This window comes from Actinoplanes sp. NPDC051861, assembly GCF_040681145.1.
In the GTDB taxonomy this organism is placed as follows: domain Bacteria; phylum Actinomycetota; class Actinomycetes; order Mycobacteriales; family Micromonosporaceae; genus Actinoplanes.
Map to the genome: position 1 here is coordinate 14,250 of NZ_JBFAYE010000012.1, position 16,196 is coordinate 30,445.

At 71.3% G+C, this 16,196-nt stretch carries 15 protein-coding genes; 11 read left to right on the forward strand and 4 right to left on the reverse strand.

Annotated features, from left to right (window positions below; genetic code table 11):
- Positions 1–20 precede the first annotated feature (20 nt).
- The 8 genes from AB0M02_RS27650 (at position 21) to AB0M02_RS27685 (ending at position 10,309) form a co-directional block, all read left to right on the forward strand.
- Positions 21–938: an STM4015 family protein gene (locus AB0M02_RS27650; RefSeq protein WP_364231695.1), complete on the forward strand. Its 918-nt coding sequence runs from the start codon at positions 21–23 to the stop codon at positions 936–938.
- The gene (locus AB0M02_RS27655) at positions 938–2,041 is read left to right on the forward strand and encodes an STM4014 family protein (RefSeq protein WP_364231698.1); all 1,104 of its coding nucleotides are present in this window, start codon (positions 938–940) and stop codon (positions 2,039–2,041) included. Before AB0M02_RS27650 ends, AB0M02_RS27655 begins: the two co-directional genes overlap by 1 nt.
- On the forward strand, positions 2,029–2,820 hold the full coding sequence (locus AB0M02_RS27660) for an STM4013/SEN3800 family hydrolase (RefSeq protein ID WP_364231701.1): 792 nt from the start codon (positions 2,029–2,031) through the stop codon (positions 2,818–2,820). The genes AB0M02_RS27655 and AB0M02_RS27660 overlap by 13 nt, the downstream gene beginning before the upstream one ends.
- A complete protein-coding gene (locus tag AB0M02_RS27665; protein ID WP_364231704.1) occupies positions 2,817–4,106 on the forward strand; it encodes an STM4012 family radical SAM protein in 1,290 nt (429 codons plus the stop codon). The genes AB0M02_RS27660 and AB0M02_RS27665 overlap by 4 nt, the downstream gene beginning before the upstream one ends.
- Complete coding sequence (locus AB0M02_RS27670) at positions 4,103–4,960, forward strand: STM4011 family radical SAM protein (protein WP_364231706.1); 858 nt, start codon at positions 4,103–4,105, stop codon at positions 4,958–4,960. Before AB0M02_RS27665 ends, AB0M02_RS27670 begins: the two co-directional genes overlap by 4 nt.
- 35 nt (positions 4,961–4,995) lie before the next feature.
- Positions 4,996–8,226, forward strand: coding sequence for an NB-ARC domain-containing protein (locus AB0M02_RS27675; RefSeq protein WP_364231709.1), 3,231 nt, complete (start codon positions 4,996–4,998; stop codon positions 8,224–8,226).
- Between the two features lie 342 nt (positions 8,227–8,568).
- A complete protein-coding gene (locus AB0M02_RS27680) occupies positions 8,569–8,709 on the forward strand; it encodes a hypothetical protein (protein WP_364231711.1) in 141 nt (46 codons plus the stop codon).
- A gap of 7 nt (positions 8,710–8,716) precedes the next feature.
- On the forward strand, positions 8,717–10,309 hold the full coding sequence (locus tag AB0M02_RS27685) for an ATP-binding protein (RefSeq protein ID WP_364231714.1): 1,593 nt from the start codon (positions 8,717–8,719) through the stop codon (positions 10,307–10,309).
- A gap of 128 nt (positions 10,310–10,437) precedes the next feature.
- Here the strand turns inward: AB0M02_RS27685 and AB0M02_RS27690 are convergent, their stop codons facing one another.
- Both AB0M02_RS27690 and AB0M02_RS27695 read right to left on the reverse strand, forming a co-directional pair.
- The gene (locus tag AB0M02_RS27690; RefSeq protein WP_364231717.1) at positions 10,438–10,935 is read right to left on the reverse strand and encodes a hypothetical protein; all 498 of its coding nucleotides are present in this window, start codon (positions 10,933–10,935) and stop codon (positions 10,438–10,440) included.
- A gap of 197 nt (positions 10,936–11,132) precedes the next feature.
- Positions 11,133–11,630, reverse strand: a complete 498-nt coding sequence (locus AB0M02_RS27695) for an HAD domain-containing protein (RefSeq protein WP_364231720.1) — start codon at positions 11,628–11,630, stop codon at positions 11,133–11,135.
- Positions 11,631–11,657: 27 nt separating this feature from the next.
- Here AB0M02_RS27695 and AB0M02_RS27700 point away from each other — a divergent pair, with 27 nt between their 5' ends.
- Positions 11,658–12,620, forward strand: a complete 963-nt coding sequence (locus AB0M02_RS27700) for a YafY family protein (RefSeq protein ID WP_364231723.1) — start codon at positions 11,658–11,660, stop codon at positions 12,618–12,620.
- On the opposite strand, the gene AB0M02_RS27705 is transcribed toward AB0M02_RS27700, so the two are convergent.
- Together AB0M02_RS27705 and AB0M02_RS27710 are read right to left on the reverse strand one after the other, a co-directional pair.
- Positions 12,611–13,525: an SDR family oxidoreductase gene (locus tag AB0M02_RS27705; protein ID WP_364231726.1), complete on the reverse strand. Its 915-nt coding sequence runs from the start codon at positions 13,523–13,525 to the stop codon at positions 12,611–12,613. The genes AB0M02_RS27700 and AB0M02_RS27705 overlap by 10 nt on opposite strands.
- A gap of 141 nt (positions 13,526–13,666) precedes the next feature.
- Positions 13,667–14,314: an HAD hydrolase-like protein gene (locus AB0M02_RS27710; protein WP_364231728.1), complete on the reverse strand. Its 648-nt coding sequence runs from the start codon at positions 14,312–14,314 to the stop codon at positions 13,667–13,669.
- Between the two features lie 70 nt (positions 14,315–14,384).
- Here AB0M02_RS27710 and AB0M02_RS27715 point away from each other — a divergent pair, with 70 nt between their 5' ends.
- Positions 14,385–14,702, forward strand: a complete 318-nt coding sequence (locus tag AB0M02_RS27715) for a hypothetical protein (RefSeq protein WP_364231731.1) — start codon at positions 14,385–14,387, stop codon at positions 14,700–14,702.
- Between the two features lie 12 nt (positions 14,703–14,714).
- A complete protein-coding gene (locus AB0M02_RS27720) occupies positions 14,715–15,854 on the forward strand; it encodes a DUF6745 domain-containing protein (RefSeq protein ID WP_364231734.1) in 1,140 nt (379 codons plus the stop codon).
- The last annotated feature ends 342 nt before the right edge of the window (positions 15,855–16,196 follow it).

The following is a 16,196-nucleotide window of genomic DNA, read 5'->3' on the forward strand; positions in this document are numbered from 1 at the left end:
TGCTCGGCCGAGGGAGTCCTGTGAGCATCCACGACTATCTGACGACGTTCGCCGGTCTCCCGGTGGTCAACCTCTCAGACGATCCGCGGCCGGACGATCCGGCGGCCGTCGCGTGGCGGATCGACCTGGAGTTCGAGGCCGAGGAGTCGGCGTTCGTGGAGGCGCTCGACAGCGTGCTCGACCGGGCCGGGCCGGCCGGGCCCACAGCGCTGATCGTCGGCGAGTGGGGCTCGGCCTACGACTCCGGTTTCCCCACCGACGTGCTGGTGAGCCGGGCCGAGCGGCTGAGCGGGCTGCGGGCGCTGTTCATCGGCGAGATGAGCGGCGAGCAGTGCGAGATCTCGTGGATCCAGCACGGCGACATCACCCCGATCCTGGCGGCGTTCCCGGCGCTGGAGCACCTCTGGGTGCGCGGTTCGGAGGGCCTGGAGCTGACACCGCTGCGCCACGAGGGCCTGCGCGAGCTGGTGCTCCAGTCCGGCGGCCTGCCCGCCGAGGTGATCCGCGCGGTGAGCACCTGCGACCTGCCCAACCTGACCCACCTGGAGCTGTGGCTCGGCGTCGACAACTACGGCGGCGACGCCCGCGCCGATGACCTGACCCCGATCCTCTCCGGCCGCGCGTTCCCGGCCCTGACCCACCTGGGCCTCCGCAACGCCGAAATCGCCGAGGAGGTCGCGGCAGCAGTCGCCGCGGCTCCCCTCGTCGCCCGCCTGACCTCGCTGGACCTGTCGCTGGGTGTCCTGGGCGACACCGGCGCCGAGACCCTGCTCGCCGGCCAGCCCCTGACACACCTCAAGTCCCTCGACCTCTCCCACCACTTCATGTCGACCGAGATGGCCCAGCGCGTGGTCGACGAGCTCCCGGGAGTGGCGGTCGACGTGTCGGATCAGCAGCGGGAGGAGGAGTGGGGCCGCTACACCGCGGTCTCGGAGTAGTGCGCGTCGCAGTCGTCGGCAACCCGTCGAACCGCCGGGTCGCCCGCTTCCAGGCCGCGGCCGAGCGAGTCGGCGCGGCGGAGCGGGCGGGCGCCGGCGAGAGGGCCGCCGGGCTGAGTGTCGAGGTCTGGCCCTGGCACGACGTGCTCTCCACCGGGCGCGTTCCCGGCGCCGGCCGGCTCGTGCGGATCGATTCGCCCGGTGAGGATGCCGCGGTGGACCGGCTGCTGCGTGGGCCGGGCGCCCCGGCCGCTGAGCACGGGGAGATTCTCGGGCTGGCGGCGGCGTTCGGAGGGCTCCGGGACGGGTTGGCGCGCATCGAGGCTGGTGGTGGCACGCTGCTCAACCAGCCGGCGGACATCCTCGCGATGACCGACAAAGCCCGCTGTCACGCGATGTTGGAGGCGGCCGGGATTCCGGTGCCGCCGGCGCTGACCACGCCGGTGAGCGATTACGGCTCACTGCTGGCCGGGATGCGGGAGGCCGGTTGGGGGCGGGTTTTCGTCAAGCCCGCCTACGGCTCGTCGGCGTCCGGGGTCATCGCGCTCGCCGTGCACGGGCGGCGGGTTCTGGCGATCACCTCGGTGGAGTTGAGTGGGGAGAAGATCTTCAACAGCCTGAGGGTACGCCGTTACGAGAACGCCTCCGAGGTGGCGGCCATCGTGGACCGGCTCGCGCCGGACGGGCTGCACGTCGAGCGGTGGTATCCCAAGGCCTCACTCGGCAACCGGGTGCTCGACCTGCGCGTGGTGGTGATCGCCGGGGAGCCGCGCCACACAGTGGTTCGGACGAGCCGGTCGCCGATGACGAATCTTCACCTGGGTAACGCGCGGGGGGACGTGGCGGCGGTGCGGGCGGCGGCCGGTGAGACAGCCTGGGCGCGGGCCATGCGGACCTGTGCCGAGGTTGCGCGGCTGTTTCCGCGTACCCTGCATGTCGGTGTTGACCTGATGTTCCGTGCCGGATGGCGCGGTCACGCGGTGGCCGAGGTGAACGCGTTCGGTGACCTGTTGCCGGGCGTGGTCGCGGACGGCCGGGACACCTACGAGTCGCAGGCCGCCGCGATCGTCAACGGCTGGGCGGGTGCGGCGTGCGCGACCTGATCGGGAGCCATGACCTGCTCTTCGTCACCCTGGACACGCTGCGCTACGACGTGGCGGCCGAGTGTCTGGAGCAGGGACGGACGCCGCAGCTCGCCAAGGTCCTGCCGGGCGGCTCCTGGGAGCGCCGGCACACCCCCGCCAGCTTCACCTATGCGGCGCACCACGCGTTCTTCGCCGGTTTCCTGCCGACACCGGTGACGCCGGGGCCGCACGAGAGGATGTTCGCGGCCCGGTTCGGGGGCAGCGAGACCAGCGGGCCGGGCACGTACGTCTTCGACGCCCCGGACCTCCCGGCGGGGATCACGGCCGACGGATATCACACCGTTTGTCTCGGCGGCGTGGGCTTCTTCAACCCGGCCACTCCCCTGGGCCGCGTGCTGCCGGGGCTGTTCGCCGAGGCGCACTGGGAGCCGGCGTTCGGGGTGACCGCGCCGGACTGCTTCGGCGCCCAGCTCGACCGTCTGGAACTGATCATCGGCCGGACCCGGGGGCCGCTCTTCACGTTCGTCAACGTCGCGGCGATGCACCAGCCGAACAGGCACTACGTCCCGGGGGCGGGACAGGACGACAGGGACAGCCACGCCGCCGCCCTCGAATACGTCGACAGCCGGCTGCCGAGGCTGTTCGACCTGGTCACGAGCCGGGGCCGGCCCTGCCAGGTGATCATCTGCTCGGATCACGGCACCCTCTACGGCGAGGACGGCCACATCGGTCACCGGGTCGCGCACGAGGCTGTCTGGACCGTCCCGTACGCCGATTTCATTCTGGAAGCACAGTGAACCCATATCAGGGATACCTCTACGCCTATCCCCACAAGACGGCATATCGGCGGCTGGACCCGCGACCGCTGCTCAGCGACGTGTGGGCCAAGGAGCGGCAGGACGCCCTCTTCGGTTACGTCCATCTGCCGTTCTGTGAGATGCGGTGCGGGTTCTGCAACCTGTTCACCAGGGCGAACCCGCCGGACGAGCAGGTTTCCGCGTACCTCTCCCAATTGAGACGCCAAGCCCGCGCCGTCCGCGAAAGCCTGGACCACGACGCGGTCTTCGCCCGTCTCGCGATCGGCGGCGGAACGCCGACGTATCTCACGGCGCCCGAGCTGGAGGACCTCTTCGGCATCGTCGGCGAGACGTTCGGCACCGGGCTGCCGCTGTCGGTGGAGACCTCCCCCGCCACCGCGACGCCGGACCGCCTCGCCGTCCTCGCCGCGCACGGCACCACGCGGATCAGCATGGGTGTGCAGAGCTTCCTCGACTCCGAGGCGCACGCCGCCGGACGGCCGCAGCGGCTGCCCGAGGTGCACGCCGCCCTGCGGTCCATCCGCGACGCCCGCATCCCGGTCCTCAACATCGACCTGATCTACGGCATCGACGGCCAGACCGAGCAGACCTGGCAGCACTCACTCGACGAGGCGCTGCGCTGGGATCCGGAGGAGCTCTACCTCTACCCGCTCTACGTGCGGCCGCTCACCGGGCTGGGCCGGCGCGCCCACGCCCGCGAGGACTGGGACCGGCAGCGACTGGGCCTCTACCGGCAGGCCGTCGACGTGCTCACCGCGGCCGGTTACGAACAGCACTCGATGCGCCAGTTCCGCCGGGCCGGCGCGCCGGAGCCGGACGGCCCGGACTACTGCTGCCAGGACGACGGGATGGTCGGGCTGGGCTGCGGCGCCCGGTCCTACACGACCGAGTTGCACTACTCGTTCGACTACGCGGTCGCCGTCTCCGAGGTACGCGCGGTGATCGACGACTACCTGTCGCGGGACGAGGACGACTTCCGCTACGCCGAGATCGGGTTCCACCTGGACGAGATCGAGCAGCGGCGGCGGTGGCTGCTCAAGTCTCTGCTGCGGGCCGACGGGGTGGACCCGGTCGCGTACCGGGACCGATTCGGAACATCCCACGTCCACGACTTCGCGCAGCTCGGCGAGCTCGTCGAGCGCGGCTGGCTCAACGACGACCGCACCGTCCTCACGGCGGACGGTCTCGCCCACTCCGACGCGGTCGGCCCGTGGCTGGTCTCCGGGCCGGTTCGCGAGGCGATGGGAACCTGGGTCCCGCGATGAACGACCTCTACGTGCTCTACCGCGGACCGCTCGCGAGCTGCAACTATGACTGCCCGTACTGCCCGTTCGCCAAGCGTGTGGACCCGCCGGAACTCCTGCGCGCCGACCGGGCCGATCTGGAACGGTTCGCCGGCTGGGTGCGGGAGACCACCGACCGCCGCCTGTCCGTCCTGTTCACACCGTGGGGCGAGGGCCTGACCCGCTCCTGGTACCGGGACACCATCGTCGGTCTCTCCCACCTCCCGCACGTGGCCCGGGTCGCCATCCAGACCAACCTGGCCGCCCGCACGGCCTGGCTCGCCGACGCGAATCCCCAGGTGGCGGCACTCTGGGCGACCTATCATCCCGGCCAGGTGACCCGCGAGCGCTTCCTGGAGCGCTGCCGCGAACTCGACGCCCTCGGCATCCGGTACTCCGTCGGCGTGGTCGGCCTGCCCGCGCACCACGACGAGGCGGTCGCGCTGCGCGAGGCACTCCCGGCCTCCGTCTACCTCTGGATCAACGCCGCCGACGGCCATGTCTACACCGCCGAGGAGGAACGCCGCTGGACCGCTCTTGATCCCCGCTTCGGCGACAGCGTCCGCCCGCACGCCTCCCTCGGGCTGCCTTGCCACGCCGGCGAGACCGCCATCTCGGTGCTGGGCGACGGCACCGTGCGCCGCTGCCATTTCATCCCCACCCCGATCGGCAACCTCTACGACGGCACCTGGCGCACGGCCTTACGGCCGCGGGCATGCAGCAACTCACTCTGCGACTGCCACATCGGCTACGTGCATCTCAAGCCACTTCAACTGCGCGATGTGTACGCCGACGGCCTACTCGAACGCATCCCCACAGCCTGGCCCGTCGGCTGATGCACGCCCCACGCCCGGCCTGAGATCGTGACGGGGTGCGGCGCACAGCCTGGCTGATCCCCATCCTGCTGGTGATCACCGTCGTGGCCACGAACCTGGGCGCGATCGCCATCAACGCCGCCACCGATGTGGAGTCGCCCTGGCCGCTCGGCCTCGACGTCATCCGCACCCACCCCTTCCGGTGGTCCGCCGGGCTCACCCTCCTGGCCGTCCTCCTCGGCGCGATCACCTGGTGGCTGCAGCAGCGCCATCCCGGGCCTTTGCGGGCTCCCGTGTCCCCGCCGGCCGCTCCGTCACAGCCGGCTCCGGCACGGCGGCAGCGGTCACGATGGATGGTCGAACGCCCGGCCGAGATGGATCGGATCGTCGCCGCACTGACCACACCGGAGCCGGGTGTACTCCTGCTGGCCGGCAACGGGGGTTTCGGCAAGACGACGCTGGCCCGGATGGCCTGCTCCGAACCGGCCGTCCAGCAGCACTTCGGAAACCGCGTCCTGTTTCTCACGATCGGCCGGGACGTCCCGGCAGCCGCGATCCTCGGCAAGGTCAACGACGCCATCCAGGTGATCACCGGTGAGGCGTCCACGCTGACCGACCCGGAGACCGCGGGTTGGGCGCTGGCACGGGCGCTGGACGACGGACCCGCCTGGATGCTCGTCCTCGACGACGTCTGGTATCCCGAGCAGGCCCACCCGTTCCTGCAGGGCGGCGCCCACTGTGCTCGGCTCATGACGTCACGGCTGCCGTCGGTCGCCGAGGCGTCGACGACGATCGAGATCGGACCGATGCCCGCGAGCCAGGCACGCGAGGTCATCCTCCGGGACCTGAGCCCCGCGCCGAGCGACGAGATGGTCAGCGAGCTGACCCGGGTCACCGGCAGCTGGCCGCTGCTGCTGCGCATCGCGAACGACGTCCTGCGCAACGCGGCTCGCACCGGCCAGGACGTGTCGGCGGCGGGCGCCGAGCTCTGCCGGCAGGTCCGCGCGGGCGGTCCGCACGTCGTCGACGATCTCACCGGTGCCGCCGACCGCGGACTGGACGTCAGCCGGACCAGCCTGCGAGCCGGCGCTGTCCGTGCCACGGTCGAGGCCGGCGCCGGCATGATCACCGGGTTGGACCGCAGTCGCCTACGTGAGCTGGCGGTGTTCGCCGCCGCCGAGCCGATTCCGGTCTCGCTGATCCAGACGCTCTGGCGAGCGACGGCCGGATACGACCCGCTCCGGTCGCAGCAGCTCTGCGCCCGGCTCGCCGACTTCGCCCTGGTCAGCCTCAACGGCGCCACGGTGGGCCTGCACGACGCCGTCCGCGAGGTCCTGGCCGAGGACCTCGGCGTCGACGGGGTGCGCGCCACCCACCGCGCTCTGCTGACCGCCCTGTCCGCGGAGCTCCCGGCGGCGCCTCCGATACCGGGGCCCGACCGCACGGTGGAGACGGCCTGGTGGCGGCTACCGCCGGACAGCGCGTACCTCTGGTCGCACCTGATCCAGCACCTGCTGGCCGCCGGTGACCGGACGGCCGCCGAGGCCCTCGTGGACGATCTGCGCTGGGCCGGCGCCCAACTGCGCCACGGCGGCCTCACCGGTCTGCTCGCCGACGCCGAACGGGTCGGCACGCCCTCGACGCGGTCGCTGCGGGAGCTGCTGGAGGAGAGCGGCCGCCTGCTGGCGCCCACCGACCCACCGCGGTGCGTCGTCGACGTGCTCCACTCCCGGCTCGCCGGCCATCCGGTGTGGGGCCCGCAGGTCCACGCGCTGCGGCAGGAGAGTCCGGGCCCACGACTGGTCCTCGCCTGGGGCATGCCCGGTGCCTTCGAGAGCCCGATGGAGATGGGGTTCCGCAGGAACGACGGGGTCGTGTACCTCACGGTCGGCACATCGGGCCGCACAATGCTCACCCTCTCCCCCAACGGCACCGCCCGTCTGTGGGACCTCACCGCCGGGCCGCCCGGAACCCGCCTGGCAGGCCCCCAAGGCGCGAACGAGCTCGCCGAGGTCTGGGCAGCGCTGCAAGCGGCCGTTCTCGCGCAGGGAACCGACGGTGCCGCAAGTGCGATCGCCGCGTTCGCGACGGAGCTGGATCGAACCGGCCTGGCCGGGGCCGCGGGCTACCCCGAGGAGCCGGGGTCGCCCACCGAGGCAGAGATGTATGTGCTGCTGGCCGGGGGCATGGGCTTCATCTTCGACGACATCTTCGACGGCGAGGAGCCCGCGGCGCCCGCCGATGACAGCGACCTGCTGCGGCACGCGGCAGCACCCGAACCAGAACCGGACCCGGACGACGACGCGATGCCGCCGGAGGCGACCCTGGCCGAGCAGTCGGAGTTCGGGGCCGCCTCGGCGCTCTCGTGGATGCTCGGGGGCCGGCATCCGCAGGTGACGGATGTGTCGATGAGCCCCGACGAGACGTGGCTCATCCTGGTCGAGACCACGTTCGACGAGGAGGACGACCTGGTCGCGCAGCGGCTCCTCCGGCACGATCCAGGGACCGGGGAGACGCGGACGCTTCGCGACACCACCGCCGACCCGGTCGGCGCGGTGGCGATCAGTGCCGACTCCGCCTGGCTGTTCACGGCACACCTGGACGGCGGCGTGCGGGTCGGCGATCCCGCAACCGGCGACGTCCTGCGGGTTCTCCACGGCGACGGGGAGATGGTGGTGTCGCTGGCGGTGGATCCGCGCGGCGCCTGGCTCGCGGCGAGGGACACGACGGGCGGCATCCGGTTCTGGGGCATACCCACCTGGCAGCGATGGTCGGTCCTGCGTGTACCGGTAACCGACCGGTCGCCGGTCGGCCTGACACCCGGGCCCACGGGCTCGTGGATCGCCGCCGACTCCGACTCGGGGACCACCGTCCTGCGAGTCCCCCGCGGCGCTGTGCTCGCCTCCGTCGAGGACGCCGAACAGGTCGCCTTCGACCCGGGCGGCACCCGGATGGCGGCGATCAGCGGGCGCGGCGTCGAGGTCTACGACATGCCGGACGTGCGGCGCCGGGCCAGTTTCGAGACCGGTCTGTACGCCGTCGCCCTGTCGTTCAGCCCGAAGGGTGCCTACCTCGCGGTGCTGGGCGGTATGGGCCGCGACGGGCAGCTGGAGGACGGCGAGACCGAGATCTACGTCTGGGAGGTGGGTGAGGGCCGCCGGGTCGCGATGATGCGCCTCGACGGCTACCCGGCGGCGCTGTCCTGGATCCCGGGGACCACGAGCCTCGTCGTCGGCACGTCCCGCGGAGCCCACCGCTTCGACCTGGTGCCCGGCGCCCCAAGCTAGCCTCGCCACCCTCGGCCAAGGAACGCGTCATTCATCGTGCAGTGGCGGCGCCGGTGCTCCGGAGCCAGGCACAACCGACCCGTCGGTGCAGAGCAGTGAGTCGGCCGGCTCGAACGCGGCGGCAGCCCGCTTGGCCATGCGTAAGCCCTGGCCGCCACAACGATCCTCGACAGGCACGGACACGGCTCCGCGACCCAAGCATGCCAAGCATCAACTACCCAAGGAACCGCATGACGCTCAGTTGTAGCAGTCGGCTCGAAGACGAACCCTACGAGAACACGAAACTAGCCGATGAGCGGATGGCCAGTGAGTGAGCGGCGTACTGCCAGACAGTTCGCAGCTATGACGCAGCAGGGGCGCAGCGGGCTGATGAAAAATGTCGAAATGGCAGTTCGTGTCGAGCCCAGGGAGAGCGACGTTCAGGCGCGCAGCATCTACACACTGCGCGGCGTTGGGTGCGTACTGCGCCATCCTTTTGTCTGAGCCCGCGGTGACATTGACCGAGCGGTTTCGCAGGTCGATCCCGCGGCAGTTCAACCTGCGCCGCGTATCGTTGCGCACCAAGCTGGTCGCATCCGTGCTGATCCTGGTGTTCGCGGCGCTCTCGCTGATCAGTCTGGCCAGCGCGTACGCCTTGCACGGCTACCTGATCTCGCGGATGGACGATCAACTCCGTTCGTTCGCGGCCACCTCCGTAGAGACCGCCACCACGAACAATCGTGCGCTCACCCGCTACTGGGTGGTCGTGCCACCGGACTATCTGGCCGCCGTGACCTCGGTCTCCGGTGTGGGCGACGTCTACGCCGGTGGCAAGCTGACCGCCACCGACCTGCCGAGGAGACTGTCCGACCTCGACGAGATCAACGCCCATGCGAACATGCCCTACACGGCGCGCTCGGCCAACGGCAAGTACGTGTGGAGAATGCTGGTAATCCGCCTTGGCAATGGCTCGGTGCTGCACGTCGGGCAGCGGATGACCGGCATCGACGATGCCATCGCCTGGCTGGTCCGCGCCGACGTGCTGGTCGGCGTCGGGGTGCTGATCGCGCTCGCCTCGGTCGGCGCAACCCTGGTGCGGCAGAGCCTGATCCCGCTGCGGCAGATCGAGCGCACGGCCGCCGCGATCGGCACCGGCGACCTCACCCAGCGCGTGCCCGACCCTGAGGACCACGAGGGCGTCGAGCCCAACACCGAGCTGGGCCGGTTGTCGCGGGCGCTGAACGCAATGCTCGCCCAGATCGAGGCGGCCTTCATGGCGCGGGCGCAGTCCGAGCAGGTGGCCCGGGACGCAGCCGAGGCTGCCCAGCTCTCCGAGGCGAGAGCGCTTGACTCCGAGGCGCAGGCGCTGTCCGCCAAGGCCCGGGCGCTGGCATCAGAGGCGAAGATGCGGCAGTTCGTGGCCGACGCCTCGCACGAGCTGCGCACCCCGCTGACCACCATCCGCGGCTTCGCCGAGCTCTACCGCCAAGGCGCCGTCACCGACCGCGACGACATGGCCAAGCTGGTACGCCGGATCGAGGACGAAGCCGCCCGGATGGGCCTGCTCGTGGAGGACCTACTGCTGCTCGCCCGGCTCGACCGGGAACGGCCGCTGACACTCGGTCCGGTCGAGCTGCCGGTGCTGGCGCTGGACGCGGTGCAGGCGGCCGAAGCGATAGCGCCTGATCGCCAGATCACGCTCGAGGTCCGGGACGAACCCGAACAGCTCGTCGCGTACGGTGACGATGCGCGGCTGCGGCAGGTGATCGGCAACCTGATGACCAACGCGCTCGTGCACACGCCGCCGGACGCTGCCGTCACGCTGCGGCTGTTCGCCGAGCCGGGCGACCGGGCGGTGGTGGAGATCGCCGACACCGGCCCGGGCCTGTCTGAGGAGCAGAGAGCGCACGTCTTCGAACGTTTCTACCGCGCCGACGGGGCGCGTACCCGGCATACCGACCGGGCGGCGACCGGCACCGGGCTCGGGTTGGCGATAGTGGCGGCGATCGTGCGGGCGCATCAAGGAACCGTCGAAGTGATCGGCGAACGAGGCCGTGGAGCCACCTTCCGGGTCACTTTGCCTACCTGTTCAATGCGCGATTGAAGGCCCCTTCACTACTCACCGCAGTGTCGAGATCGGCCTCTGGCAGGCACTCGCTTTGGTCACCCTTGATGGCGCAGCGGTCCAGTCCGTTGCGACGTCGGGATCGAGCCGGGTGGTTGATCGACGAGCTAACTGTTGCGCCGGCGTCTGGTGACGTACTTGACGTCGACCTCGGTGACGCGGACGGCCTCGTCCCAGCCGTCCGGCATGCGGCCCGGGCCGTTGCGTGTGCGCTCGATCTTTCCGCCGACGTGCAGGCGCATGCGGGTGTACTCCGGGGTGCCGTCGTAGACCCACCGGATCACGTCGATCTGCTTCACCTCGCGGGCGGCGAACGTGCTGCGGCTCCGGTCGTTGCGGATCAGGGTGAAGCGGTCGCCGGCCAGTTCGATGGTGATCACGGCTTTCCGGTCGCGCAGGATCGTCCAGACGGCGTACCCGATGGCGACCGGCACCAGCAGCAGCGCCAGATAGAAGGCGCCCACCACGCTGCCGGCCAGGCCGCCCGCGCAGAGGATCAGCAGCGCCGGCACGAAGGAGGCGGCCACGATGCCCGCGCCCTGCACCAGTGCGTGCTGGGGATCGTCGGTCTTCGCATACCAGACCACCGGCTCGCTGTTCGTCACGCCGCCATCATCATCACCGCGGTCAAGTCGTCGTATTCTCTGGCGGGCGCGCCCGGCACCGAGGGATCCAGCTCTGTGACGCGGCGGCTTCCCCGGCACTGCCGTGGGGTGGTTGCCGGCGTCGACCGGTGGCCCAACCGGCGGCCGGGCCACGCTGAGGGGCCATGTCGAGCCCTGTCAGTCTCCGGGCGCGCCCCTCAACCCACCACGATCCGGTCGTCGCGGAGCCAGTCCTGGACGGCGGTGAAGTCATCGTCGGTCAGGCCGGTCAGGGGGTCGACCCGGCGGACCAGCGCCGTGCCGCTGTGGTGGTCCGCGATCCACTGCTGGTCCCGCTCGGTCGGCTCGTCGTCGAGCCAGACGAACGGCCGGCCCGCCGCCCATCGTGTGAGTGCGACGGTCTTCCAGTGCAGGCCGCGCTCCACGGCGTCCTCGTCCAGCCACTCCACCACGGGCAGCTGCGGGAGCCCGAGCCGCGGCGCGATGACCCGGTTGGCCTCGGCGCCCCAGGTGGTCGCCCAGATCAGCTCGCATCCCAGCGCGAGCAACCGCCGGCCGTCCTCCGGTTGGAGCCGGTCGAGCAGCGGGTTGCCACCCGAGTCCCCGGGCGAGGATGGTCGGGGCCGGGTGTGCGGGCGCGCGCGGAACGGTATCAGCGGTCCGTCGACGTCCAGGAACAGGAGGGTGGGCGGCACGCGGGAACGGTATCCGACAATGGACAGGTGCGTGCGGCCCGCCTCATCAACCTCGTGCTCCTGCTGCAGTCCCGCGGCACCCTCACCGCCGCCGAACTCGCCGCTGAGCTGGAGGTATCCGAGCGTACGGTCTATCGCGACGTCCTGGCGCTCTCGGCCGCGGGTGTGCCCGTCTACGCCGAGCAGGGCCGCGCCGGCGGTTATCGGCTGGTCGGGGGGTACCACACCAGGCTCACCGGGCTTAGCCGCAGCGAGGCCGAGGCACTGTTTCTGGCCGGGCTGCCCGGACCGGCCCGGGACATGGGACTCGCCGAGCCGGTCCGGACGGTCCGCCGCAAGGTGCTCGCCGCGCTCCCGCCCGGCCTGCGGGAGGCGTCGGAGCGGGCCGGGCAGCGGTTCCACCTGGACGCGCCCGGCTGGTTCGCCGACACCGAACCGCCGCCCCTGCTGGCGGATCTGGCCCACGCTGTCTGGCAGGACCGCACCGTCGCCATGAGCTATCACCGGGGTCAGGACGTCACCCGGACCGTCGATCCGTACGGGCTGGTTCTGAAGAACGGTGTCTGGTACCTGGTCGGCCGGGTGGGTGCGGACCTCCGCTCGTACCGGGTGGACCGGATCACCGCCGTCGAGGAGACCGGCGGCACGTTCGACCGTGAAGCCGGCTTCGACCTGCCGGGCTTCTGGGCGGGGCGGGCCGCCGAGTTCGTCCGGCAGATGCTCCGCGAGACGATCACCCTGCGGCTCAGCCCGGCCGCACTGCGCAACCTGCGGTTCGTCGCCGAGCCGGTGGCCGTGCAGGAGGCGACCGCGGCGGCCGGCGAACCGGACGGCCACGGCTGGGTCGAGACGCGCATGCCGGTGGAGTCGATCGACGTCGCCTACACGTACGTGCTGCGACTGGGCCCGGAGGCCGAGGTGATCGACCCGCCCGAGCTGCGCGCCCGCCTCGCCGAGGCCGCCCGGCGGATGGACGGCCTCTACCGGTAACCGGTCACGTCGGCCGGTTTGCCGGCGTCCTGCACCTCGACCACGTACGGCCAGGCGTCCGGCCGGCTCCCGTCGACGTCGGTGAAGCCGTACACCTTCGCCAGTTCCCCGCTGGACACCGACTTCGCGTTCCACCGGGACCGATCCGGATCACCCGCGAGTGCCGCCACCGCGCGCCCCACGAAAGCCGGCGTCTCGGAGATGGCGAAATGCGGTTCCTTCGCCGTGGCGTCCCGCCAGTTCTCCTCGGTGACGCCGTAGTGGTCGAGCATCATCTCCGAGCGCAGCCATCCCGGAGTGAGCGCGACCGCGGTGCCGCCGTGCTCGGACAACTCCTTCGCCCAGACGAATGCGAGCCGGTTCACCGACCATTTCGCCAGGTCGTAGAAGACCGAGAGACGGTAGTTCGTGGAGTTGTACTCGGTGGTGCCGTCACCGACCTCGATGACCAGCCCGCCCGGCCGCCGGATCAGCAGCGGCAGCGCGTAGTGGCTGGTGATGATGTGCGTGTCGACCGCCTGCCGCAGAAGCTTGAACCCGGCGTCGAGCGACTGCTCCCACACCGGTTTGTTCCAGGTCGTCAGCGGATCGCCGCCCCAGACGTCGTTCACCAGGACGTCGAGCCGGCCCTGTTCCGCGTCGATCCGGTCGACCAGGGCCTTCACCCGCTCCCGGTCGGTGTGGTCGACGGCCACCGCCACCCCGTTGCCGCCGGCCGCCGTGACCAGCTCGGCCGTTTCCTCGATCGTCTCCGGCCGGTCCATCGCCGACCGCCGCTCCCGGGTGGTGCGCCCGGTCGCGTAGACCGTCGCGCCGGCCGCGCCGAGCTGCACCGCGATCTGCCGTCCCGCCCCGCGAGTGGCCCCCGCGACGAGCGCGACCTTTCCCGTCAATGGTTGTGTCATGCCGCCGATGCTGTCCCCAAAACCTGACAGGTGGTGTCTGGTTTTGGGAGAAACCCCGCGCCGTGTCCCGGCGGCCGCGCTGCGGCCGTGACCATGCGGTCAGGCCGCGCCGACTCTCGGGGGCCGTCGTTCACCCGTACGTTAAAAAGAGAGTGACGCTATTTCCGGAAAGGTCTCCACCGCGGCGGTGACGAAACGTGCGTCGAAATCGTCGAGGCGGCGGACCCCGCTCTGCAGGCATGCCACGAACCGGATGCCCGCACCGCCCGCGGCCAGCGCGTCACCGGGTGAGTCGCCCACATAGACGCATTGGTCGGGACGGAATCCGGTCTCCGCGAGAAGCTCGTCGAAAGCGCGCGGATCAGGTTTGCGGAATTGCGTGTTGCCCTGGTGATAAGCGTGGGTGACGCGGGTCGCGAGAACGTGGTCCGGCTCCAGCATGTGGCGGATCTCCGCCTCCGCCCGCGACGTCAGCAGCAGGATCGTGTGACCGGATTCGACCAGCCGGTCGAGGGCCTCGAGATTCTCCGGCGGGATGACGTCGAGGCGGCCGTCGGCCAGGTATTGCTGATGATATATCGGGAAAAGTCGTGCGAAAACGTCAAGATCGAGGCCGGGTGATCGGTGGGGCATCGCGTCCAGCAGCACCTCGCCCCAGGTCGCGAGGTGGATCTCGCGGGACATCGGCGGCCGGCCCATCCGGGCGAGGACCTCGTTCTCCAGGTCGAAGGACGCGGCCTCGGTCAGGCACAGCGTGTCATCGACGTCAACGATCACAGCCTTGAGCACGGCGTCAGCCTAAATTGTCGTACCCCGGCGGTAGCGTGCGCCCTGACCGAGACGAGTTCTGGGAGGCGAGATGTACCGGCAGGGCGATGTCCTGATCATCCCGGTTGCGCGGGCGGAGGTGCCCGCGTGCGCACCGGTGCCGCGTGACCGGCGCGGCCGGATGGTCCTGGCGCGCGGTGAGGCGACGGGTCACGCACATGTCGTCGGCGGTCCGGGTCTGCAGCTGCTCGCCGATCTGGACGATCCGGAGCGGATGTTCGTCGACGTGCCGACGCACGGCCGGGTCACCCACGAGGAGCACGGCCCGATCTCGCTGCCCGCCGGGCACTACCGCGTGGTCCGCCAGAGGGAGTACATCCCGGGCGCGTTCCGGCCGGTCGCGGACTGAGAGGGACTTCTCATGAGGCTCACTCACGCTCAGGAGGCGATGGCCGCGGCCATCGAGGATCAGTGGCTGGCCGCCGCGGTCACGACCGGCTCAGCGGATCACCAGGCCGCAGAGGAAGGGGTACGCGTCGCGTACCGCGCTACGGGCGCCCGTCCACCCGGCCGGATCTACTGGTTCGGGTCACCTCGCGCCGGCGCGGCGGCCGTCGCGCTGCTGTCCGGAGCACCGGAGCCGGGCCCGGATGCGCCGTCCTGGTTCCGCGACGTGCACGCCGGGCTGATCGCGCAGGGCTGGGAGCCGGGTTCGACAGCCGGGCCCTCGCTGCGCCGCCGGGTGCGCACCGAGCCGTGGGCCGCCGCCCGCAAGGCCGCCGCCGAGACGCTCGGCACGGACGGCTGGGCCCAGCTCAGCGCCGCCGCCGGCCGCCGGTCGTGGGCCCTCGTGATGGACCTGATCGCCGGCCGCCTCCGTCTGCGCCTGGGCGAGGACCTGGCCGCCGCCGGGGTGCCGCGGACACCGGTGCTCGACGCGGTCTACGGCCAGCACGACGGGACCTGGCTGAGCACGTTCGAGGCCGCCGACAGGCTGGTTCCCGAGGCCGGCCTGATGAACGGCCTCACCGGCCTGGCCCAGGTGGCACGACACTGCGGCTGGTGGTGGGCCAACGAGCACGCCGCCGTCCTGACCGAGCGCCCACTGCTGCTCGAACGCGACAACGTCGGCCGCCTGCACCGCGGCGAGGGCGCGGCCATGGAGTTCCCGGACGGCTACGGCCTGTGGGCCTGGCGAGGCATGCCGATCCCCACCGACCTGGTCGCCGAACTCCCCACCCTCACGGTGGACCGCATCCGCACCGAACAGAACGCCGAAATCCGCCGCGTCATGCTGGAGCACTACGGCTACGACCGCTACCTGCGCGACGCGGGCGCCCGCAGGATGGGCTCCGACGAGACCGGCACCCTGTGGTGGCTGGACCTCCCCGGTGACGAACCGCTGGTCATGGTGGAGGTGGTGAACTCCACACCGGAACCGGACGGGACAAGCCGGGTCTATTGGCTGCGGGTGCCGCCGCGGACGGGGTCGGCTCGGGAGGGGGTGGCTTGGACGTTCGGGTTGACGGCTGAGGAGTATCGGCCGGTTGTCCAGACGTGAGGGTTCGGTGGCGGGTCACGGGGTGAGCGGGGCGGGCCGGGGCGGGCGGCCGGGGGTGTGGGAGGTGCGGGCTGGGCGGGAGGTGCGGGGCCGGGGGCACGCTGCGGCTGGCGGGCCGGTGGGCCGGGCGGGCGTGGGTGCGGGTTCGGGGCACGCTGCGGGAGGCGCGGGCTGAGCGGCAGGCGCGGGCTGAGCGGCAGGCGCGGGCTGAGCGGCAGGCGCGGGCTGAGCGGCAGGCGCGGGCTGGCGCCGGTCCACCTCACCCCGGCGGCGAAGGGTGGATACCTGCCAGCCAGGTCTGCTCGGCTGGCGCTCATCCACCGACGGGAGACGGCGTCGGGT

What these genes read in the sequence shown, in the direction of transcription:
- AB0M02_RS27670 (WP_364231706.1), top strand. Translation starts at nt 4,103, where the DNA reads ATGAACGACCTCTACGTGCTCTACCGCGGACCGCTCGCGAGCTGCAAC.
- AB0M02_RS27715 (WP_364231731.1), top strand. Translation starts at nt 14,385, where the DNA reads ATGTACCGGCAGGGCGATGTCCTGATCATCCCGGTTGCGCGGGCGGAG.
- AB0M02_RS27720 (WP_364231734.1), top strand. Translation starts at nt 14,715, where the DNA reads ATGAGGCTCACTCACGCTCAGGAGGCGATGGCCGCGGCCATCGAGGAT.
- AB0M02_RS27705 (WP_364231726.1), bottom strand. Translation starts at nt 13,525, where the DNA reads ATGACACAACCATTGACGGGAAAGGTCGCGCTCGTCGCGGGGGCCACT.
- AB0M02_RS27680 (WP_364231711.1), top strand. Translation starts at nt 8,569, where the DNA reads ATGACGCAGCAGGGGCGCAGCGGGCTGATGAAAAATGTCGAAATGGCA.